This is a genomic window from Xenorhabdus stockiae, from assembly GCF_002632825.1.
Classification (GTDB): Bacteria; Pseudomonadota; Gammaproteobacteria; order Enterobacterales; family Enterobacteriaceae; genus Xenorhabdus; species Xenorhabdus stockiae.
The window spans coordinates 52,306-75,232 of the sequence record NZ_NJAJ01000011.1 but is presented as its reverse complement, the minus strand read 5'-3'; the positions used below and the strand labels follow the sequence as shown (position 1 = coordinate 75,232).

Annotated in this window: 20 protein-coding genes and 2 tRNA genes; 9 read left to right on the top strand and 13 right to left on the bottom strand. The window is 42.4% G+C overall.

The annotated features are described in order from the left end of the window. Positions 1-107 precede the first annotated feature (107 nt). A complete protein-coding gene (gene bioA, locus Xsto_RS07480) occupies positions 108-1,385 on the top strand; it encodes an adenosylmethionine--8-amino-7-oxononanoate transaminase (RefSeq protein WP_099124653.1) in 1,278 nt (425 codons plus the stop codon). A gap of 189 nt (positions 1,386-1,574) precedes the next feature. Beyond that, positions 1,575-2,153, top strand: a complete 579-nt coding sequence (locus tag Xsto_RS07475) for a hypothetical protein (protein ID WP_099124652.1) — start codon at positions 1,575-1,577, stop codon at positions 2,151-2,153. An 84-nt stretch (positions 2,154-2,237) separates the two neighbouring features. Here the strand turns inward: Xsto_RS07475 and pgl are convergent, their stop codons facing one another. Beyond that, positions 2,238-3,224 carry a 6-phosphogluconolactonase gene (gene pgl, locus Xsto_RS07470; RefSeq protein ID WP_099124651.1) on the bottom strand — a complete coding sequence of 329 codons (987 nt, stop codon included), beginning with the start codon at positions 3,222-3,224 and terminating at the stop codon, positions 2,238-2,240. Positions 3,225-3,497: 273 nt separating this feature from the next. Between pgl and Xsto_RS07465 the strand changes: the two genes are divergently transcribed. Continuing rightward, positions 3,498-4,313, top strand: a complete 816-nt coding sequence (locus tag Xsto_RS07465) for a pyridoxal phosphatase (RefSeq protein ID WP_099124650.1) — start codon at positions 3,498-3,500, stop codon at positions 4,311-4,313. 61 nt (positions 4,314-4,374) lie between these two features. Here Xsto_RS07465 and modC read toward each other — a convergent pair whose 3' ends face one another. From modC to modA, 3 genes are read right to left on the bottom strand one after another with little or no spacing between them, the layout of a single operon-like run. Further along, positions 4,375-5,439: a molybdenum ABC transporter ATP-binding protein ModC gene (gene modC / locus Xsto_RS07460; RefSeq protein WP_169926605.1), complete on the bottom strand. Its 1,065-nt coding sequence runs from the start codon at positions 5,437-5,439 to the stop codon at positions 4,375-4,377. Continuing rightward, the gene (gene modB, locus Xsto_RS07455; RefSeq protein WP_099109127.1) at positions 5,433-6,125 is read right to left on the bottom strand and encodes a molybdate ABC transporter permease subunit; all 693 of its coding nucleotides are present in this window, start codon (positions 6,123-6,125) and stop codon (positions 5,433-5,435) included. Before modB ends, modC begins: the two co-directional genes overlap by 7 nt. 17 nt (positions 6,126-6,142) lie before the next feature. Next, positions 6,143-6,925 (bottom strand): molybdate ABC transporter substrate-binding protein, encoded by a 783-nt coding sequence (modA, locus tag Xsto_RS07450; protein WP_099124648.1) that lies wholly within the window; start codon positions 6,923-6,925, stop codon positions 6,143-6,145. Between the two features lie 368 nt (positions 6,926-7,293). Between modA and Xsto_RS07445 the strand changes: the two genes are divergently transcribed. Beyond that, complete coding sequence (locus Xsto_RS07445) at positions 7,294-8,517, top strand: MFS transporter (protein ID WP_280176241.1); 1,224 nt, start codon at positions 7,294-7,296, stop codon at positions 8,515-8,517. 112 nt (positions 8,518-8,629) lie between these two features. On the opposite strand, the gene Xsto_RS07440 is transcribed toward Xsto_RS07445, so the two are convergent. Then, positions 8,630-8,770 carry an AcrZ family multidrug efflux pump-associated protein gene (locus tag Xsto_RS07440; RefSeq protein ID WP_099109125.1) on the bottom strand — a complete coding sequence of 47 codons (141 nt, stop codon included), beginning with the start codon at positions 8,768-8,770 and terminating at the stop codon, positions 8,630-8,632. A 229-nt stretch (positions 8,771-8,999) separates the two neighbouring features. Here Xsto_RS07440 and modE point away from each other — a divergent pair, with 229 nt between their 5' ends. The 4 genes from modE to gpmA all read left to right on the top strand — a co-directional run bounded on the left by modE (position 9,000) and on the right by gpmA (position 13,621). Then, on the top strand, positions 9,000-9,836 hold the full coding sequence (gene modE, locus Xsto_RS07435; protein ID WP_099124647.1) for a molybdenum-dependent transcriptional regulator: 837 nt from the start codon (positions 9,000-9,002) through the stop codon (positions 9,834-9,836). A 297-nt stretch (positions 9,837-10,133) separates the two neighbouring features. Then, the gene (gene modF / locus Xsto_RS07430) at positions 10,134-11,618 is read left to right on the top strand and encodes a molybdate ABC transporter ATP-binding protein ModF (RefSeq protein WP_099124646.1); all 1,485 of its coding nucleotides are present in this window, start codon (positions 10,134-10,136) and stop codon (positions 11,616-11,618) included. A gap of 234 nt (positions 11,619-11,852) precedes the next feature. Continuing rightward, positions 11,853-12,683, top strand: a complete 831-nt coding sequence (locus Xsto_RS07425) for a CPBP family intramembrane glutamic endopeptidase (protein ID WP_099124645.1) — start codon at positions 11,853-11,855, stop codon at positions 12,681-12,683. A 185-nt stretch (positions 12,684-12,868) separates the two neighbouring features. Beyond that, a complete protein-coding gene (gene gpmA / locus Xsto_RS07420; RefSeq protein ID WP_099109121.1) occupies positions 12,869-13,621 on the top strand; it encodes a 2,3-diphosphoglycerate-dependent phosphoglycerate mutase in 753 nt (250 codons plus the stop codon). Positions 13,622-13,673: 52 nt separating this feature from the next. Here the strand turns inward: gpmA and aroG are convergent, their stop codons facing one another. Beyond that, on the bottom strand, positions 13,674-14,726 hold the full coding sequence (aroG, locus tag Xsto_RS07415; RefSeq protein ID WP_099109120.1) for a 3-deoxy-7-phosphoheptulonate synthase AroG: 1,053 nt from the start codon (positions 14,724-14,726) through the stop codon (positions 13,674-13,676). Positions 14,727-15,116: 390 nt separating this feature from the next. Next, positions 15,117-15,863, bottom strand: coding sequence for a nicotinamide riboside transporter PnuC (pnuC, locus tag Xsto_RS07410; RefSeq protein ID WP_099124644.1), 747 nt, complete (start codon positions 15,861-15,863; stop codon positions 15,117-15,119). Positions 15,864-16,701: 838 nt separating this feature from the next. Between pnuC and Xsto_RS07405 the strand changes: the two genes are divergently transcribed. Further along, entirely contained in the window at positions 16,702-18,636 is a 1,935-nt protein-coding gene (locus Xsto_RS07405) for a beta-galactosidase (RefSeq protein ID WP_099124643.1), read from the top strand. A 38-nt stretch (positions 18,637-18,674) separates the two neighbouring features. On the opposite strand, the gene Xsto_RS07400 is transcribed toward Xsto_RS07405, so the two are convergent. The 6 genes from Xsto_RS07400 to tolA form a co-directional block, all read right to left on the bottom strand. Then, positions 18,675-18,750 (bottom strand) — tRNA-Lys (locus tag Xsto_RS07400). Positions 18,751-18,781: 31 nt separating this feature from the next. Then, positions 18,782-18,857: transfer RNA gene (locus tag Xsto_RS07395), tRNA-Lys, on the bottom strand. A 161-nt stretch (positions 18,858-19,018) separates the two neighbouring features. Then, positions 19,019-19,783 (bottom strand): cell division protein CpoB, encoded by a 765-nt coding sequence (gene cpoB / locus Xsto_RS07390; RefSeq protein WP_099124642.1) that lies wholly within the window; start codon positions 19,781-19,783, stop codon positions 19,019-19,021. Between the two features lie 9 nt (positions 19,784-19,792). Further along, positions 19,793-20,299, bottom strand: a complete 507-nt coding sequence (gene pal / locus Xsto_RS07385; RefSeq protein WP_099109116.1) for a peptidoglycan-associated lipoprotein Pal — start codon at positions 20,297-20,299, stop codon at positions 19,793-19,795. Between the two features lie 43 nt (positions 20,300-20,342). Next, positions 20,343-21,650, bottom strand: coding sequence for a Tol-Pal system beta propeller repeat protein TolB (gene tolB / locus Xsto_RS07380; protein WP_099109115.1), 1,308 nt, complete (start codon positions 21,648-21,650; stop codon positions 20,343-20,345). A 169-nt stretch (positions 21,651-21,819) separates the two neighbouring features. Continuing rightward, complete coding sequence (gene tolA, locus Xsto_RS07375; protein WP_169926604.1) at positions 21,820-22,893, bottom strand: cell envelope integrity protein TolA; 1,074 nt, start codon at positions 22,891-22,893, stop codon at positions 21,820-21,822. Positions 22,894-22,927 lie beyond the last annotated feature (34 nt).

The window sequence follows — 22,927 nt, the reverse complement described above, 5'->3', positions numbered from 1 at the left end:
TAACTTCTCCAGCATGAAATAAAACATGAAATAAAAGTTGTCAGTTTAAATAACGCCGCTATCATGTCAACCAAAACTAGATCAAAAAGGTTTACAACTAATTTATTATGAATCCTTCAGATATTGAATTTGACCTGCGCCACATCTGGCATCCATATACATCTATGAGCAACCCGCTACCGACTTATCCGGTCGATTCTGCCAGTGGTGTTGAACTGGTATTATCAGATGGGCGTCAATTAATTGACGGTATGTCTTCATGGTGGGCGGCAATTCACGGCTACAATCATCCCGTACTTAATGAAGCCGCAAAATCACAAATTGATAAGATGTCCCATGTGATGTTTGGCGGTATTACTCATTCACCCGCGGTAGAGTTGTGTAAGCAACTGGTAGCAATGACGCCGGCATCGCTGGAATGTGTTTTCCTGGCCGATTCCGGCTCGGTTGCCGTGGAAGTTGCCATGAAAATGGCTTTGCAATATTGGCAGACAAAAGGGCAACAACAGAAAAGACGACAAAAATTCCTGACACTGCGTCATGGTTATCATGGTGATACTTTCGGCGCCATGTCCGTTTGTGATCCCGAAAACTCTATGCACAGTCTGTATCAGGGCTATCTTCCCAATCATTTGTTTGCTGATGCCCCACAATCCCGCTTTGATGGTGAATGGCAACCAGAAGATATCTCTTCTTTCCAGCAATTATTGTTACAGCATCACGATGAAATCGCCGCCGTTATTCTGGAACCCATTGTTCAGGGAGCGGGTGGAATGCGGATCTACCACCCTGAATACCTGCGTCAGGTGCGCAACCTTTGTGATGAATACCAAATTTTGCTGATCGCAGATGAAATCGCCACCGGCTTCGGGAGAACCGGCAAGCTATTTGCCTGTGAACACGCAAATATAGAACCAGATATTTTGTGTTTAGGTAAGGCTCTGACAGGCGGCTATATGACTTTATCCGCAACATTAACGACCCGCCATGTTGCCGAAACCATCAGTCAGGGTGAAGCAGGCTGTTTTATGCATGGCCCGACATTTATGGGGAATCCGCTGGCTTGTGCCGTTGCCGGAGCCAGTCTGAAATTACTCACTGAAAGCCCGTGGCAACAACGCATTCACTCAATTGAATCCGTCTTAAAAACAGAGTTATTGCCTCTGAAATCATATAATTCGGTTGAAGACGTCCGGGTATTGGGTGCTATTGGTGTGGTAGAAATGAAACAACCTGTTGATGTAGCGGTACTACAGCGCCACTTTGTCCAACAGGGAGTCTGGATCAGACCATTCGGACGTTTAATTTATTTAATGCCGCCTTATATTATTCAGCCTGAGCAGTTATTGAAACTGACAAACGCTATTGCTGATGCGGTAATTTAATTATTAACGGCAGCATTGATAATAATGCTGCCGCTGTTATTTATTATAAAAATAACAGCCTATTTATTAGTAAAAGTCAATTCCTGATAAATATTGGCAATCAATTAAATGCATTCTTTCTCATCCAAAGAAAATATTTTTGTTATATTCCACTCAGTCTTATTTACTTTAATCAGAGAGGAATACACTATGAATCAGGAAAAATTGTCCGTACCTTCTAATGAAGAAATGGAAGCTATATTTAAACAATCTCAAGATATTTATGAAAAAGAACAATTACATTATGAGGCTATAGCAAAAGAAAAGCCTGAGCTTGCTAATCTGTTTGGGGGGATTCCTGTAATAAACCCACCAATTTATCCTATTCCTGTCATTAAAACGGCAGAGTATGTTAGCGGATATTTTAATATTAACACCTATCATCAAATTGGAAGCTATCCATTCATTCAGGTATCATCTTATCCTGTTTTAATTGGCAACAATCCACATACAAGAAGAAATGCTAATTTCAACGGATATATTTATGGCAGCTATAACATGCCACAAATAAATTTTAACAATCTTTATCTCAGTGGAGTAGTTCATCACACCAATACAATCATAAACACACCACTTAATTTTCAGCTTTTTATTTACCCACAAAAAATCCACCTGCGTTTATTTAAAGGAAATGTTTATTTAGGTGATTTAATTTCTGTATATCAGCATAATATATTGGTTACATACCCTATCGTTTTCTCCGGAATCGGAACTTTTAATTTCGTCTAAAATAATTTTTAAATACAAATTTATTTTTTGTAAATTACAGAAAAATGATGAATTGCCGCGCTAAAAATCTGCGCGGCTTTTTATTTATAGTGCCAGTACCGTTACCCACATTGGGCCTTTACCAACCGGATAACGCGCCAACTGAGTAAGTTTTCCGGTGTATTTATCAATACCGGATACGGAAATATGATCTGATTTTTGTCCAGAGGCAATTAAGAAACGCCCGCTGTGATCGATAGCAAAACCACGGGGCTGGCTTTCTGTTAGATAATGCCCTGCCAATGTCAGATGATAACCATCTTCTGACACGATAAAGTGGCTGATAACACTCTCAGAGCGCTCACTGGTATAAAGATGGCGGCCATCAGGTGTGATGTGAATATCCGCAGACCAGCGAACAGCCGAGAAATCAGCAGGTAACGAATCAAGCGACTGCACAATCCGGTATTTTTCCCATTTACGCAGTACATCAACAGTTGAATCGAGCTCATTGATACAATAAATCGCTTCTTTCTCAGGATGAAAAGCCATGTGGCGTGGGCCAGCGCCGGCTTTTGTCGTAATTTCATCAGCACGACGTTCTGTCAAATATCCATGCTCATTCAGATCAAAAATACGGATATGATCTTCCTTCAGACACGGGATCAGTAACTGATGGTTTTCCCGATCAATATTGGCAGAATGTGGCGCTTTCAGTCCTTCTACAACTTGAATAGGTGCTTTAGCAATGCCTTTTTCATCAATAGGATGGACACTTAAATTATTGAAGCTATAGGAAGCCGAAAATAAAAAACGCCCTGCTCTGTCCGTTGAGATGTGTGTCGGACTTCCCGGTAATGGGGCAATGGACTGCTGCTCCAATCGTCCGTCAGCACTGATTTCATAAGTTATGATGCTGAACTGAGGGCGTATCCCAACATATAAATGCTTTCCATCAGGATGGATGACCATTGGCTGTACTTCGCCCGGCACACTGACTGTCTGGAGCAGTGAAAGTTCTCCGACAATATTCAGGGACCAGACGTGGATCTGACGACTATTCGGGCTCGCTGTATAAACTACTTGTTTCATTTTCTCTCCTTAAAGCTCCATCACTATTTTATTGATCTGCAATGATTCCTGAAAAGATATGTCTGTTAGGCTGTATACACTTCGCCTTTCAAGTTGCCTCTTTGTTGGCTACGCTCGCTCACCCCAGTCACATAGTTGTCTATGCTCCTGGGGATTTATTCTCTTGCTGCCGCGACGCACCTTGAAATCCATTGTGTATATAATTATCAGTTTAACTGCTTTTCATTAACATATAATATTTGTTGAAATCATCAACAGCTTAGAGGCTAATTCATGTCATACCGCGTTATCGCACTGGATCTGGATGGAACGCTGCTCGATCCACAAAAAAATATTCTGCCAGAATCGCTCGCGGCTCTAAATGAAGCCCGTCAAGCGGGTATTAAGGTTTTGATCGCCACCGGCCGCCATCATGTTGCCATCCATCCGTTCTATCAGGCGCTTAAGCTCGACACTCCGGCGATTTGCTGTAACGGGGCTTATTCATATGATTATCAGGCTAAAAAGGTTCTGGCCGCTAATCCTCTCTCTATTCATGAAGCCTCTCAAGTACTTTCTTATTTACAGGGCACTGAAATTGATCATCTGATGTATGTTGATGATGCTATTTTATATGAATCTCCACATACCGTTACCCGAACCCTTGCATGGTCAGATTCTCTGCCTGAGCATCAGCGCCCTACTCTCCTGCATATCAACAACTTTCAGGAAGCACTGAATAATGTCAATTTCATCTGGAAACTTGCCACTATGTCCCCCGATTTGGCGAAATTACGTGAGGTCAGTGAGCAGATCAGGGAAGAAGTCGATCTGGAGTGTGAATGGTCATGGTTTGATCAGGTCGATATCGCCAAAAAGGGCAATAGTAAAGGGCTGCGTTTACAGCAATGGGTTGAATCACAAGGGATGAGTATGAAAGATGTTATTGCTTTTGGCGATAATTTTAATGACATCAGTATGCTGGAATCCGCAGGTTTGGGGGTTGCGATGGGAAATGCCGTTGATGATGTCAAAGCGCGGGCAGATCTTGTTACCAAAGATAATGTTCAGCCCGGTATTGCAGAAGTTATCCGAAAATATGTGCTGTAATTTGTTTCACTCTGGAAGGAGCATAAGTCACCCGTGCTCCTTCCATTCCACTATATTCAGTTTATAAGTGCTGATTTAACGCAATACTTTTAATTTGCGCATACAGCCATTGCCCTTCACGCAGATTAAGTGATTCCCGTGCCCACGGAGTAATCCTTGCCCACAGATAACGGTCAGCCAGAGCAAGTTTGACATCAACCTGACCAGCATCCTCGAAAAATTCAATGACTTTTACCTGTAAGGTATTACGAATACTACTGCCTTTTGGTGGCTCTAATACTAAAGAAACATCGGAAGCATCAATGCGGATACGCAAATCAGTTCCCTCTGTGACATTAATTTCCGGTAACCAGAGAGCTTTATCAGCCACCGCCACTGCTGTCATGTGGTAACGCTGATGATGCTCCATCACTGTTACAGTTAATATACTGCTCAGGTTATCCTTTTGCAGCCACGGTCGCAGGATGCTGTTTGACCACACTTCTTCCAGTGTGCCCGACATCCTGATTTTTCCTTTATCCATAACAACTACGTTATCAGCCAGATGGATAATTTCATCCAAATTGTGACTGACATACAGGATCGGAATTTTGATATCTTCAGACAATTTTTCCAGATACGGCAATAATTCACGTTTACGGGGCAGATCCAGTGAGGCCATAGGTTCATCCATCAGCAAAAGTTCAGGCGCCGTCAATAATGCCCGCCCAATCGCAACCCGCTGTTTTTCTCCACCAGATAAGGTTATTGGGAAACGTGATAGTAGATGCTCAATACCAAGCAATTCCACAATTTTGCCAAAATGTGGCTGCATGTCTGGCGACATACCATATTGCAAATTTCCTTTGACCCGATAATGAGGGAAAAGCCGGGCATCCTGAAATACATAACCGATTCGACGTTTTTCCGGTGGCAGAAATATTTTGTGCTCTGTATCTACCAGAATGCGTTGGTTTAAGATAATGCGGCCTTTTTGTGGCCGGGTCAGACCGGCAATGGCATTGATTAACGAAGTTTTTCCTGCTCCGGAAAGCCCGAAGATGGCAGTAATGCTTTCCGCTGGCAATGTGGTATCAATCTGCATATGCAGATCACCCAGATGCTGTTCGAAATTTAATTCTAACATGCTGCCCCCAGCCGTTTTCTGCCCCAACGGGTCAGCCACTCAGACAGCAATAATGACACCAGAGCCAAAATTACCGCGATCACACACAAACGTGCGGCGGCAGTTTCTGCTCCTGGCATTTCAATTAATGTATACATGGCAAGTGGAATGGTACGAGTCTCACCGGGAATATTTGACACAAAAGTAATGGTTGCGCCAAATTCACCCAATGAACGGGCAAATGCCAGCACAGAGCCAACAATAATACCCGGCAATGAAAGTGGTAAAGTAATCGTGAAAAAGACCTTAAGTGAACTGGCTCCTAACGTGTGGGCCGCCTGTTCCAGACGAAGATCTATCGCTTCCAGTGCCAGACGGATTGCCCTGACCATGAGCGGAAAGGAAACAACCGCCGAAGCCAGAGCAGCACCTGTCCAGTTAAATGCAAAGCTAACACCGAACCAGTCATAGAGAAATTCCCCGAATATACCGCGACGCCCCATACTCATTAGCAACAGATAACCAACAACAACCGGGGGTAAGACCAGCGGTAAATGGATAACACTATCCAGCAGGGATTTCCCGAAAAACTGACAACGTGCCAGAACCCATGCCATCAAAATCCCTAATGGCAAACTGAACAGCACTGCAATCCCTGAGACTTTCAGACTCAGTAAAATTGCCTGCCATTCATATTCACTTAACATCTCCAAAAGAACAGTTCCTACAGTGAATTAAAACCGTAACGTGTGAAAATTTCTACGGCTTCAGGGGTTTTAAGATAATCATAAAAATCCTGTACTGCCTGATTTTCATGACCTTTAATAATTGCAATCGGATATTCCACCGGTTTATGACTCTCTTGCGGGAATACACCAACAACTTTCACTTTTTTGCTGGCAACAGCATCAGATCCATAAACAATTCCCAGTGGCACTTCTTCACGCTCGACCAGAGCCATACCACTACGCACATTGTTAGTTCGGGCCAACAATGGATTAACTAAATCCCATGCTCCCAGATATTGCAGGGATTCTTTAGCATAAATACCAACAGGAACATGGTCAGGATCCCCAACAGCCAGATGCCCTCCGGCCAGTAAAGAACTCCATTTTGTTTCCTGATTGATATCGATTTTATTCAGCTTACTCTTTTTAGGCGCAATCAGAACCAGTTGATTCCCCAACAAAGTATGACGAGTATCTTCAATAATGAGTTTTTTGCCCGAAATATAATCCATCCATTGTTGGTCAGCAGAAATAAACAAATCTGCGGGTGCTCCCTGTTCTATTTGTCGAGCCAGTGTTGAAGATGATGCGTAAGAAGCAACAACCTCACCTTGAGTATCTTTTTTATACTGTTCGGCAATATCGTTAAGTGCATTCGTCAATGATGCAGCAGCAAAAACAGTCACTTTTTCCGCTGCCCAAGTGTTGCTAACAAGAGCAAAAGACACTACAGCCCCGGCCAATAACTGATAAAAATTCTTTATTACGCGCTTTTTCATGTTGTATTTCACTTATGATAACCAAAACGGTGCGCTGTATATAACAAGATACAACGTTAAATGAAAATACTATTCTGAGATTAATCGGCAAGTTGTGAGCTAGTTTTAGCTTTTGTATTAAGTTGATGTAAAGATTACTCAGAAAACACAAATAATCTTCAATATTGTCAATATAGTAATGTGGAGAAAAGAAGTTATATACAGTGCTATATCTCGTTGTATTATATATTTTTCATCTTTCAAGTTGCCTCTTTGTTGGCCACAATACAACACAAAATTCATTGAATATAACTGCTGATATGTGCCGGAACAGAGTGCATTTTTAAAGCGAAAAACATTCGATATTTTACATAAATGAGGGCTAACTTTTGTTACACACCACCCCATTACAAAAAGACATCACCAAAAAACGGTTGCTGACAATAGCTGGCTTGGGCTGGATGTTTGATGCTCTGGATGTCGGTCTCTTATCCTTCTTACTGGCCGCCCTGAAACAAGATTGGGGACTAAGCTCAGAACAGTTAGGCTGGATAGGTAGTATTAATTCGATAGGCATGGCCGTCGGTGCTTTTGTCTTTGGCGTGATGGCTGATAAAACCGGACGAAAATCAGCCTTTATTGTCACACTACTGCTGTTTAGTGTAGGCAGTGGCTTAACGGCATTGGTCACCACATTAGCAGCACTATTGGTTCTGCGTTTTATTATCGGTATGGGTTTAGGCGGAGAACTTCCTGTCGCGTCAACGCTGGTGTCCGAAAGCGTAGAACCCCATGAGCGTGGGCGTCTGGTTGTGATACTGGAAAGCTTCTGGGCCTTCGGCTGGCTTGCCGCGGCATTGATTGCTTATTTTGTTATTCCAAGTTATGGGTGGCGGGTTGCCATGTTGCTGAGTGCTCTACCGGCTTTTTACGCTATCTACCTTCGTTTGCATTTACCCGATTCGCCACGCTATACACAAATGTGCGCCCAGAAACCCCTCAATTCAATTATGCATAATATACGAGAAGTATGGTCGGCCGATTATCGTCGAGCAACTGTCATGCTGTGGGTTTTGTGGTTCTGCGTAGTATTTTCCTATTATGGTATGTTTTTGTGGCTGCCAAGCGTCATGATGCTGAAGGGGTTTAGCCTGATAAAAAGTTTCCAATATGTGCTAATCATGACACTAGCTCAGCTTCCCGGTTACTTTACTGCCGCATGGATGATTGAACGCTACGGACGTAAATTCGTTCTGGCGAGCTATCTAATGGGAACTGCTGTCAGTGCCTATTTCTTCGGTACAGCTGATAGTATTACCCAGCTTCTTATCTTTGGCATTCTGCTGTCATTTTTCAATCTTGGTGCCTGGGGAGCAATCTACGCCTATACGCCAGAACAATATCCGACAGCAATTCGCGCAACCGGTGCTGGCATGGCGGCATCAATTGGGAGAATAGGCGGTATCATTGGCCCTTTGATGGTCGGTTATCTGGTAGCGATGAATTCATCGATCTCCCTGATTTTTTCCCTGTTCGGCTTTTCAATTCTGGTGGCTGTAGGCGCTGTGATTTGGCTGGGGAAAGAGACTCGCCAGACAGAACTTATGCCGTAATAAAAAATAAACCCTGTTTGAAATAACAGGGTTTTTCAACAATCTGCTCTCAGTATATGACTTCTTTAGGAAAAAAAATCGCAGAGGCGCTGGCGATCAAATTCAACCAAAATTAGCGCTCAATACTTTGTGTTTCACTTTTAGAGATAAGGTTAAACAATTCACCCAACCCATAAATCAGCCCAAGAATGGCTGCCATGACAACAGGAACCATGACCAGTTCAAACGCTATACTTTTAATCAGTTCAAACATGTATACCTCATATCATGAATGACTATCATCGAATCGAACAATAAGCTGTGCCTGATTCAGCTTCACACTCATCCGGCAATGAACGCCCGGTAATGAAACAAAAAGCTTTACTGCACAGACAACAATTACGCTATTCTAGACAATAAAAAGGTAACAGTAACCGACGAAACGTGCGATTCTTACGGTTATTCTGTAGAAACTTTCAAATAGTTACCTGAAATGAATCACTATGCAAGCCGAAATATTATTAACTCTTAAATTGCAGCATCGGGTTTTTGCCGATCCCCGGCGAATTGAATTGCTGAAGCAGATAAAAATTACGGGTTCTATCAGTCAGGGAGCCAGACAGGCCGGTATCAGTTATAAAAGTGCCTGGGATGCTATTAATGAGATGAACCATCTGGCAGATGAGCTATTGGTTGAACGAGCAACCGGTGGCAAAGGCGGTGGTGGCGCTCAACTGACTCCTTATGGCGAACGCCTGATACAGCTTTACGGCCTGCTGGAACAAATTCAGCAAAAAGCATTCGATGCTCTCAAACAGGATTCACTGCCTCTGGATAGTCTGCTGGCAGCCATTTCGCGGTTTTCTTTACAATCCAGCGCCAGAAATCAATTTTTCGGTACAGTCGTTGAGCGGGATAATGGAAATATTCAGCAAAATATTGGTATCCTGCTGGCTGATGGCAAAACATCTATCCGCGCTTCTGTAACAGAACAAAGTGCTGAACGCTTAGGCCTGATAAAAGGAAAAGAGGTGATCGCACTTATTAAAGCTCCGTGGATTACCTTACACAAAGGAGCTACCGTTTTCTGCAACACGACTTTTTCCGGAGACATTAACTCTTTCGAAAACACCCCCGTTTTTGAAAATCAGTTATCCGGCCAAGTCAGCCAGATTGAGGCAGGAGCACAGTGCAGCGAAATTATCGTGAGTCTGAATAGTGGCGAATCTCTCTGCGCCACATTATCCAATCAAGAAATAGAAAATTTAGATCTTCAACTAAATGATATTGTCACCGCTCTTTTTGGTGCTGATAAAGTGATTATTACAGCATTAAATTAGATATATACCCTATGGATTTCGAGTTGCATCGCGGCGGCAAAGGAGTAAGTCCCCTGAGCATAAATAACTATGCGGCAACTGGGGTGAACGAGTGCAGCCAACAAAGAGGCAATTTGAAAGACGACGGGTATATTCGCCCCCGTCAGGGGCATCCGAATATTCCCCCTAACAATTAATATTCCCCCATCCCGAAATATAAATCCATAACGAATAACAGACGACTACTCATTGACATTGAACAGTATTCCGCTTATTTCTGTGATCCTTTAGTTGATGTTGCTTAAATAAGGAAGAAAAATGTCTGAATTGCAAGTATCGCAAGGTAGTTTCCGTTTAAGTGACACCCGTATCCTGAAGATACCGTCACTAAAAATCATCTCTGGAGAGAACTGGGCATTTGTCGGTTCGAATGGCAGTGGGAAGTCTTCTCTGGCCTGTGTTTTATCGAATGAATTAACCCAACTGACGGGTGAAATACATTGCTCGTTCCATACTCCTGTACGCCTCTCTTTCGAGCAACTTCAGCAACTGGTTGATAAAGAATGGCAACGCAACAATACAGACCTGCTCAGTGAGGATGAGGACGATACTGGACACACTGCCGCAGAAATCATTCAGCTTCACCATAAAGATAATGAATTGTGCCTTGAGCTATCCGCATATTTCGGCATTAAAGATCTACTCTCACGCCGTTTCAAGTATCTTTCTACCGGTGAAGTGCGGAAGGTGTTGCTTTGTCAGGCATTAATGGCGGATCCAGACCTTCTTATCCTTGATGAACCTTTTGACGGATTGGATGCTTATGCCCGCACTCAGTTATCTCAGCTATTATCAACACTGGCCGAAAAAGGTATCACACTGATTTTCCTGTTAAACAGGTTTAACCAGATCCCTGATTTTGTCGAGAGAATTGGTGTACTCGCCGATTGTCAGCTGATGCTATCCGGAGAAAAAAAGCACGTTTTGGCTGAATCTCTGGTTGCACAATTAGCACACAGTGAAAAACTAAAAAATATTCGGCTGCCGGAAACAGATGAGTACCGAATTGATGAGCAACTTCTCTCAGATCAACCGCTGGTATCAATGCAGGATGTTGTTGTTCAATACAATGATAAACCGATATTACATGGCCTAAGCTGGCAGGTTAATCCCAGTGAAAACTGGCAGATTATTGGCGAGAATGGAGCAGGAAAATCCACTCTTCTCAGCCTGATTACCGGCGATCATCCTCAGGGTTACAGTAATCAGCTAGTTCTATTTGGCCGCCAGCGAGGCAGTGGAGAAACTATCTGGGATATTAAACGCCACATTGGCTATGTCAGTAATAGTATTCACCTTGAATATCGTGTCAGTACCAGCGTCCGTAATGTTATTCTCTCCGGTTTCTTCGACTCCATCGGGCTTTATCAGGCTGTTTCAGATCGTCAACGACAATTGGCAAATGAGTGGCTGGCATTATTGGGTTTATCCGATGCAACTGCAAACAGTCCGTTTCATAGTCTGTCATGGGGTCAGCAACGCCTTGTATTAATTGCCCGTGCCTTAGTGAAACATCCGGCTTTGTTAATTCTTGATGAGCCATTGCAAGGGCTTGATTCACTCAACCGGCAGTTAGTCCTGCGTTTCATTGATATCATGATTAAAAATGGCGATACGCAACTTCTGTTTGTCTCCCACCATCAGGAAGATGCGCCAGAATGCATCACTCATCGGCTGAAATTTATTCCTGATGGCGATATTTATCGTTATGAAACCGAGCTGACTTTTAGCCCTCTTTTGTGATTTTCTAATATTCTTCATTTTTCAGGCCGTCTCTGACCGGAGGCCGGCCTGAAACCCATAAAATATTAATTCCTCTCTCAACTGATACTGAAGAGGGATAAATGTGTAACGTGTTCTATAAATATTTTTTTGATAGTCCTTATTATTTTTTTGAATTTTTTGTCTATTGCTATAAAATCCCGCCCTATTTTTTAGATCGTTTACCTATTTTTTTCAAAAAGAACCGAGAATTGTATGGGCTGGACTTTACTTGCCGCTTCGCTGGCACTGTTAGATATTCGCCAAAAAATCGCATTTTTCATTGCATTCTTAGCTATCGCTGTTGGGATCAGCACTCACATACTGGCCTACCCCGCGATCATCTCATTATTAATGATAAGTGTATTGGGTGTGGCGCATGTCTATTTCAATACCAAAAGGCATTTTATCGGTAAAAGCATTACCGAAGCCATGTTGGTTATCGTTAGTATTTTGTTATTTATACATTTTATTCCCGGTTTTCATAACCTGAAATATCTGGACAAAGTACAGGTTGGGCCACTCAGTGCACCTTTTTCTATGTACTTCAATTTTGACAAGGCACTGGTTCCTTTTCTTTTATTGTGCTGTATGCCAAGCCTATTCCGCTGTAATCCAGTAGTTAAAGCTCCTGCTCACGGCTGGGCATTGTTAATCGCAGCGATACCAGCATTATTAGGGCTTGCTACATCGCTTGACGGGTTGGCAGTTGAACTCCACCTACCAAGTTGGTTTCCTGCCTTCGTTGTTGCCAATATTTTATTTGTATCACTAGCAGAAGAAGCCTTATTCCGTGGCTATATTCAACAAAAGCTCAGTCAGTGGATGAATCCCTATTTTGCGCTGATCATTACTTCTTTACTATTTGGTGCCGCCCACTTCGCAGGCGGTGGACTATTGATGGCTTTCGCAACACTGGCAGGCCTGATTTATGGTATAGCGTGGATGTGGAGTGGCCGTTTATGGGTAGCTGTCGGATTCCATTTTACCCTTAATGTATTACACCTGCTGTTTTACACATATCCGATTAAAACGATCATCAGCTAATTTCCGCTATCTTATCTATACACAATGGATTTCAAGTTGCAGCCAGTCAGGCTGCAACTCCTTCCATATATGATTTAAGACAGAAGTTCATCGACTATTGTTTGCTGTTTCAGTCTATCGCGCCATATAATGCCCGCAGCGAGCATTTCATTTTGTATTAAAAAGTAATGATAGGAGTTTAAGCTATGGCTGTAACTAAGCTGGTTCTTGTAAGACATGGTGAGAGCGAGTGGAACAAAGAGAACCGTTTTACGGGGTGGACTGATGTTGAACTGTCTGATAAAGGCCGCAATGAAGCGCAACAGGCTGGTCAATTGCTGAAACAGGAAGGTTTTGCTTTTGATTTCGCCTATACATCTGTTTTAAAACGCGCCATTCATACTTTGTGGAATATTCTGGATCAGGTCGATCAACAATGGCTACCAGTTGAAAAAAGCTGGAAACTGAATGAACGCCATTATGGTGCCCTACAAGGTCTGGATAAAGCAGAAACAGCGGCTAAGTATGGTGATGATCAGGTTAAATTATGGCGTCGTGGCTTTGCCATCACTCCTCCTGATCTGACCAAAGATGATGAACGTTATCCCGGCCATGACCCTCGCTATGCAAACCTGAAACCAGAAGAACTTCCTGTCACAGAAAGCCTGGCAACGACTATCGAGCGTGTTGTTCCTTACTGGGAAGAAGTAATTAGACCTCGCGTTGCAAACGGTGAAAAAGTTATCATCGCTGCTCACGGCAATTCGCTGCGCGCACTGGTGAAGTATCTGGATAATATGGGCGAAGACGAAATTCTTGAGTTAAATATTCCAACTGCTGTACCGCTGGTTTATGAATTCGACGAGAATATGAAGCCAATTAAACACTATTATCTGGGTAATGCGGATGAAATCGCTGCAAAAGCAGCGGCTGTCGCAAACCAGGGTAAAGCAAAATAATTGAGAAAGACATAAAAAGCCGGAAATCATTCCGGCTTTTTTTCATACAAAATCATCCTCGGCGAGTTCTGACAGCCTGAGACAACTGCTGTAATAGCAGTTCTGTATCATCCCAGCCAATACAGGCATCTGTCACACTTTTCCCATAAACCAGTGGCTCATCATCATCTAAACTTTGGTTGCCTTCAACCAGATGGCTTTCAACCATCACACCGATAATCGCATTCTCTCCGGCAGAGATCTGGCCACAAACATCAGCCCCTACATCCATCTGCCTTTTGAACTGCTTCGCACTGTTTGCATGGCTGAAATCAATCATTACCTGCGGTTTCAATCCTGCTTTTAATAAACCTTCTTTCACCGCGCTGACATGTTCAGCACTGTAGTTTGGCTCTTTTCCGCCACGCAGAATAATATGGCAATCCTGATTGCCCGTCGTATTAACGATGGCAGAATGACCCCATTTAGTTACTGACAGGAAGCAGTGTGATGAGCCGGCAGCATTGATGGCATCAATCGCTACTTTTATTGTACCGTCAGTACCGTTTTTAAAACCCACCGGGCAGGACAGCCCTGATGCCAGCTCACGGTGAACCTGAGACTCGGTTGTACGTGCTCCTATTGCTCCCCAGCTCATCAGATCGGCAAGATACTGGGGGGTAATCATATCAAGGAATTCACCTGCTGCCGGTAACCCAATATTATTAATATCGAGCAGAAGTTTACGTGCTGTGCGTAACCCATCATTGATATCAAAGCTACAATCCATTTTCGGGTCATTGATTAACCCTTTCCAACCAATTGTAGTACGCGGTTTTTCAAAATAAACCCGCATCACGATTTCCAGATCTGCTTTCAATTCGCGGCGCAATTTATTCAGGCGCTCTGCATATTCCAGTGCAGCCTTTGGGTCATGAATTGAACATGGGCCAATTATTACCAATAAACGATCGTCTGCACCAATTAAAATGTTATGAATGCCTTCACGAGCTTCACGAACGGTAGCAGCAGTATCTTTTGTTGCAGGGAATTTTTCGAGTAATGCAACTGGTGGCAATAATTCTGTTATTTTTCTTATCCTTACATCGTCATTCTGGTAATTCATCGGCCTTTCACCTAATGTGTTTACAGTTATTTAAAATAATTTTGTGATCTCAATCTAACTGTTAGATGAAGTGCTGTAAATAATCTTTATGAGTAAATAAGCAGAATTTTTATAAAAGAGAAAAAATATATATCCAATGGATTCGGAGCTACATCACACCAGTAGGAAAATCACGAATTAATCGAAAACGAATTTGCCCAATCAAATACGAGCCGAGAGGAAAGGCTATAGTCCCTTATTAATTCCAGAAATTCAGGTAACTAAATGTTTATAAAAAGATAACCTGAAAAAATAATGTCACTAACAAAAAGGACATTGGAAAAATAGCATGTATAAATGGAATATCAATAAACAGGCCATAATGACTTATGGCCTGTTCCGGGCTAGTTATTAATTTGAATTTTCAGTGGAAGTACGTTCTGTAGATGATGTTTCATGATTATTCTTAGCTACTTTTATCCATAGACGAGCACCGTTCAAAGCAATCCCTGTCAGAATAATATACTGCAACGACATCGCTAATACGCCTTGCTTGTAGTAAATGGCAACGCTGATCACATTAATAATCACCCACAACAGCCAATTTTCTACATGCTTACGGGTCATGAGAATCATAGCCACTATTGATAATACGGTCATAACAGAATCCCAGAATGGGAAAGCATCTGGCAGCAAGTCAGGCATGGTGATCCCAAAGCCCATTCCCTGTAAAGCAATCACAGAAACTTTTGCCATATAACCAAATATTTGGTCAATATTAAATGTCATTACCAGGATAAAAAGGAGGGAAACAGTAGCCACACTGAACATCTGTTTGGAGCTAAGCCAGCGGATCTTTAATTCTTTCTGTTGCTGTTCATCGACTCTGCTCCATGCATACCAACCATAAATGTTGGCAGCAAAGAAGAAAATTTGTAGCATAAGACTGGCATAAAGCTGGATCTGAAAAAATATCACCGCAAATAGGGAAACATTAATTAAACCAAATAAATAGTTAATAATTTTTTCCTGACTCGCAAGCCAGATACATAATAAACCTGCAATTGTACCAACAGCCTCGATATATGAGGGTTGATAACCAAATATCTCCACAGGGATATGGTTATTTATACTGAAAAATCTGCTGAGAAAATCCATACTTTTTATCCTTACCGTAATTAATGTTTAGTATGTCAATAACAAAGGCATTAAATCAGGTTAAAAACCAACCTTATAGCCAGTTTTTGTTTTATATACTAAACAAGATAGCGATTTTTTAAGTAAAAGTCTTTAAATATTTTAGAAATTTTAATGTCAATTACCAGACGCTGATATGGTAAACATAAAAACCAATTATTAATAATTACACTTGGAAAATAGTTAGGGAATTATAAAAAAGGAATTTATTTTAAATGTGATTTAAATAAAAACAAAGTGATACCAATATATAAAAAATCAGATTAAAACATCAGCAGAAATAGTAAAATTTCATTTATAATTTTACTTTATGATTAAATATAAAATCATATAATTGAAATTATTTTCTTGACATAATAAAGAGTGACAACTAACTTTTATTATATATTTGGGATGAATAATTTTATCCGCATTAAAAAAACCATTCACATTGGATTATAATGATATTCATACCTCATATATTGCTAAGAAAAATCAGAGTATATGAGAATTAATTCATGCTTAACACATTGAATAATTTAGCCATATCATGATTAGGTGATTCATCAGAAATACGATTACTCCATAAATTAAAACATATTACTGATATTTTTAAATATATTATTATTTTCAAATAATCATTTAAATAACATCTAGTTATGATAGTTTATATTATTTTACTTTCACAAAAATCACCTTAAAAAAATAAATCCCGTTCAGATATCACACTTATAAATATAAAAATATTACTTCTGTATTTTTCAGATTACTGTTATGACATCCATTCTTTATATTTCATACACATCAATAGGAAAGAATAATGGACAGACAAAATCCAACAGACGATACTAATCCCACATTTATTCCCGGTAATAAATATGTACTCTCTTGGGATAGTGCAGGTAATTGGATGATAAATGGTAAATCTTTCCAATTTTTCGGTGGAGAAATTCATCCTTCACGGGTTCCATCTCAATATTGGGATCACCGGATCAAAATGATCAAAGCTCTCGGGTGTAATACGATATCACTCTATCTAATGTGGAATTTTCATGAACTACCTGATGGGGCTTTTGATTTCTCATCGTCAGACAAAAATATCGCACACTTCATCGATCTATGTGCAACTAACAATATGTGGGTATTGTTACGTCCCGGACCATATTCTTGCGCAGAATGGGATTTTGGTGGATTACCACCACGTATGTTAGCCGATCCTCAGTTCCATGACTCTTCAGATAAGTTACAAATACGCGGCAATTTCCCAAATTACATGTCAGCCGTACTAAAATGGAATACAGCCCTTTATGAACGGGTCATTAAAGGACGGACGCTGACCTCAGGTGGCCCAATCATGCTGATAGCGCTAGAAAATGAATATACCTCTTGGGGTCCGGACGATCCCGCTCACCCAACTGCGCTGGCAGCACAATGGGTAAGTTTAGGCTATACAGAGAAGTTTTGTGTTTGTGAAGGCTGGGCGAACGCGTTTAAAAATAATCACATTCCACTACCGACCAATACGGCGTACGGGCTGACAGCTGAAGGAAATAGTGTTTCACATCACAATGAAGCTAAACAATACTATCAGGTCGCAAGTTTTGGTGCAGAATGCTATCCCGGTTGGATATGTCATTGGACCGAGGAAAAACAAACAATTTACATCGATACTTTTGCAGATATAGTCGCAAGGCTGGCAAAAGCAGGTTGTTCATTTGTCATTTACGTTGGGCACGGCGGTACTAACTTTGGCTTTACGGCTGGCAGTAATGGAAAGTCAACTTCATCAGTCCCAGTGATAACCTCTTATGACTATGGCGCACCAGTATCAGAAAATGGCCGACAAAATGCAAATTTCCAAGTTATTAAAACTGCTTATGCTAAAAATGCTTCATATATAGTACCTTCTAATCCAATTCCTGCGTCGATCCCCAGTATTACTGACGGCGAAATCTCGCCGATATCGAACAGCCAATTCGTTTTCAGTGATTTTCTATCTAATGTCATTCCGACCATTCCAAACCCCATACCACAGACCATTGAGTGGATCGCGTTGACTCTTAACAGCCAACAACCAGCCAGTACTGGTATTTATCCGGCTGGTATCACTGTTTATCAAACAGAGCTACCTAAGTCAGGTTATGATCTCTCTGTGGAATTCAATCGGCCACCCGATTTTGCATTGGCCTTCCTCAACGGGGTTCGTGTTACAAGCGATGTATTAACAACGGTGAAAGGGGGAAAAATATCTCCTGTAACTTCATTCAAAATTGATGATGTGCCGCCAAATTCTATATTACAGATCGTCTGTATGTCATTCGGACGAGCAAATTATGGTGGTGATGAAATGAGAACGGATGGACGTGGCCTTTCTGGCAACGTAATTCTGAATGGTGATGTGCTGACAAACTGGAAAATGACTCTTTATCCGCTATTGGCATCACAACTGGCGAAACTGCCTTTCGGTATCAATAAACCCACGAGCCCTCGTCCATTTTTTGCTAAAGCAATTCTTACTATCGATATTCCTAAAGACATGTATATTGATATGTCCTCATGGGGTACTGGCTACGTTTTAGTGAACGGACACAATCTCGGCCGTTATTGGACGTTGGCAGGGCCTCAGACCCGGCTATATTGCCCCGGAGTGTGGTTAAACAGCGGCAGTAATACGATTATCATTTTTGAATTTACTCAGGCTACTGCCGGTACGCTTAGCTTCTTTAGTTCGAGTAATTTGCCATATAACCATTAGAATATAAGCTTAGTACTATCAGAGATGATAGGTTTAGATGGTGGGTCGTGCAGGATTCGAACCTGCGACCAATTGATTAAAAGTCAACTGCTCTACCGACTGAGCTAACGACCCATCTGAGGTATATCTGAATTGAAGATTTAAATGGTGGGTCGTGCAGGATTCGAACCTGCGACCAATTGATTAAAAGTCAACTGCTCTACCGACTGAGCTAACGACCCATTTACATCTTGTTTAGCAACACTATTGCTTGCCAACGGCGGCATATATTACTGATTTCTCAGCACGGCGCAACATTTATTTTATTAAAACCCGTTCAAGCGACTACTAATCACCCAATTATCCCCAAAAAGACCGATATATAACCTTTTGGGGATAATTATTACATTCCAGCAATCTTTTTGGCAGCCATTTTTGCCGCGTTGGTACCGGGATATTGCTTAACTACCTGCTGATAAACTGCCTTGGCTTTATCCTTTTGCCCTTTTTCCTGCATGATCAAACCAATTTTATACAAGGAATCGCTGCTTTTTGATGATTTAGGATAATTTTTCACCACTGTCGCAAAATAATAAGCCGCATCATCTTTCTTGCCTTTGTTGTAATTCAACTGACCTAACCAATAGTTAGCATTCGAAAGGTATTTAGACTTAGGATACGCTTTAACAAAGTTCTGAAAAGCAACGATTGCCTTATCATATTCTTTGGTATTAATAGCCAAAGCGACGGCAGCATCATAATCTCCCTTCTCATTACCTGTACTCGTGGCAGCGGCCGGTTGATTATCTGAGCTTTTCTCTGCTGACGGAGTAGCATTATCAGTTTCAGAACCTGAAGGATTGGTGATTTTATCCAGTTGCTGATAAATGTCCTTCTGGCGCTCAATAACCTGATTTAATTGGTACTGATTTTCCTGAATCTGACCACGTAGCGTATCAATATCACGTTGGGAATCAGCAAGCTGCTGCTGAAGTTGAGTTAATAACTGACTGTGAGCGTCAGAAATACGCTCTAACTGGGAAAGGCGCTCATCGGTGGAGCCTGAGCCGACATTACTGATTGGCGCTCGGGCGGTAGCGGCCCAAGGAGCCGCTACGCCAACCAATAACGACAGACCCAATACAAAACGTCTGAAGTTACTGTTCATGCATTACTCTTAGTATACGATTACAGCGCGACGGTTTTTAGCGTATGCTGCTTCGTCATGACCCAGTACTGCTGGTTTTTCTTTACCGTAAGAAACAACAGCGAGCTGGTCAGCTGAAACGCCTTTGCCTTGCAGGTACATTTTAACTGCATTTGCACGACGCTCACCCAGAGCGATATTGTACTCAGGAGTACCACGCTCATCCGCATGACCTTCGATAGTCACTTTAACAGATGGATTGCTACGCAGGAATGCAGCGTGTGCATCCAGCATCTGAGCAAATTCATTGTTGATGTCGTATTTATCGAAACCGAAGTATACGATGTTGTGGTTTTGCAGTTCCTGCATTTGCTGACGTGCTAATTCTTCAGCAGACAGACCTGCTTTAGAAGAATTATCAACAGTGCTTACGCCTGACTGATCACTGTTACCATTTTTATTGGTATTACTACACGCTGCTACGGCCATGATTGGTAAAGCTAACATCAGCCCTTTTAGCACTTTGTTCAATTGCATCTCTTTGATCCTTTTATAGTTTGCCATACATACTTGTTATGCATCACAGATACGGCGACCAGGCAGGAGCTTTCACCTGTCCATCAGTAGCCGGAAGACGCGCTTTGAAACGTCCGTCAGTCGAAACTAGCTGCAATACAGTCCCCAACCCTTGGGTGGAGCTATAAATAACCATAGTGCCGTTAGGTGCGATACTCGGCGTTTCATCTAGAAACGTATCTGTCAAAACCTGAACAGATCCCGTTGCCAGATCCTGTTTGGCGATGTGCTGACTGCCACTCGCTGTGCTAACCATAACGATAAACGTACCGTCAGGACTCACATCAGCGTCCTGGTTCTGTGAACCTTCCCAAGTCAGTCGTTGTGGAGCACCGCCATTAATATCAATTTTATATAACTGTGGGCGACCGCCCTGGTCCGAAGTATAGACCAGCGTCTTATTATCCGGCATCCAGCTTGGCTCAGTATTGTTACTGCGGCCGTCCGTGATCTGATTAATTTGCCCTGAGGCCAAATCCATCACATATAAATTCAGGCTGCCCGTTTTAGATAATGCAAAAGCGAGCTTGGTGCCATCTGGGGAAAATGCCGGTGCACCGTTGTGACGAGGAAACGATGCAATCTGACGCACAGCCCCTGTTGCCAGAGTCTGGATCACCAGAGAAGAATGCCCGCCTTCAAATGTCACATAAGCCAGTTGAGAACTATCTGGTGACCATGCCGGTGACATTAAGGGGGCTGGTGAACGATGCACGACATTTTCGTTATAGCCGTCATAATCAGCGACACGCAATTCATACGGGTACTTATCTGTGGCTGTTTTCTTAACGACATAAGCTATACGAGTCGCAAATGCTCCCTTGATGCCAGTCAATTTTTCAAATACTTCATTACTGACTGTATGTGCAGCATAGCGCAGCCATTTTTTATCAACTTGAAATTGATTCTGAGCCAAGACCGAACCGGGCGTACCAACGACATCAACCAATTGATAGGAAACTAAATATTTACCATCAGCAGCAGGCTGAACCTGCCCGACAACCACTGAATCTATCCCAAGGGCAGACCATGCGGCAGGTGTAACTTCCGATGCCGTGGTAGGTTGTTGTGGCATACGATCCGAAGTGATGGGATTAAACTTCCCACTGTTTCTCAAATCAGCTGCAACAATAGAACCAATTGCTTCAGGTGGAGTATCCGCCCCAGTCCATTTGAATGGTACAACGCCAATAGGACGGGCTGAATCAACACCCTCTGTAATTTCAATGCGAACTTCCGCACGGGCAACTGTTGCCCACAGCAGCAGAAAACCCAATAATGCCTTAAACGTCAGTTTAAAAGTTTGCTTCATCATCTCTCCCTTATCGCGATCACCATGCCCGCAATAATCCGCCGGATTCTAACAAACGCCAACAAACAAAACCAGATACCTAAATAAAATCTGATGATTTTGTTTACATAGATAAATTATCCGCAGTTTTACCTAATAAATTATCCATTATTACCAAATATTTATCTTACTACGGCTTAAAGTCTAGTGAGAAACTCTTGAAATGTTCATAAACCTCTTTACTTGGTGGGCGGGGCATTTTTGTTTGGTTAGCCGCTGCAATTGCCGCTTGGCACAGAGCAGGATCGCCTCCATTAGCATGAATGCTAATTAACATACCATCCGGTGCCAGTTTTATCGTCAAATCACAGGTGCGCCCTAAGAACAAACTCGGATCAAGAAACTTACCCTGAATTGCCGCACGGATTTGTCCTTTATAATTATTGATATCTGATTCAGAAGCGCCACTCTTTTTACCTCCGCCCTTACCTGCTGCGGATGCCCCTCCCTGTTTAGGTGTATCGGAAGTTAGCCCCCCTAACAGATCATCGACTGTCTGAGCCTGTTTGGCGTCTTCTGCCTTGGCTTTCGCTTTTGCTTTGGCCTCTGCTTTGGCTTTAGCTGCTGCTTCCGCTTTAGCTTTTTCTTCAGCTGCCGCTTTAGCCTTCGCTTCGGCTTCTGCTTTAGCTTTTGCCTCAGCCTCTACTTTTGCCTTCGCTTCCGCTTCGGCTTTACGTTTCGCCGCTTCTTCAGCTTCTTTTCTGGCCTGAGCCTCTGCTTTTTGTCGAGCCTCTTCCTGTTCTTTCAGAATTCTTTCCTGCTCTGCTTTCGCTTTGGCTGCTGCTTCTTCTGCAATTTTCTGCTCTTGGCGAGCTTTAGCGGCGGCAGCATCAGCCTGTTTTTTCTGCTCTTGCGCAACCTGCTGTGCCTTTATCCGCTCTTCTTCCGCAGCTTTCAGGCGCTCTTGCTCTTCCGCCTGCTTAGCTCGCAATTCAGCGGCCTGTTGTTCGGCTTTTTTCTTCCGCTGCTGCTCAGCCAGCTTTGCATTAGCCTGTTGCTGTTGCTGCTGGTTATATTGTTGAACTACGGCATTTGGATCGACCATAACCGCATCAATAACTGTACCACCGACTCCACCACCGCCCATCTCAGTTTTTTGTTCTAAAGAACCCCAAATCAGAAACCCGAATAGGATAATGTGCAAAATAACTGAAATAATAATGGCGCGATTTAGCCTGCTGTTTTGCTTGTTTGTCTTTCCCACGCTCGACATCCAGAAACTTTAAGTGTAAGCCGCC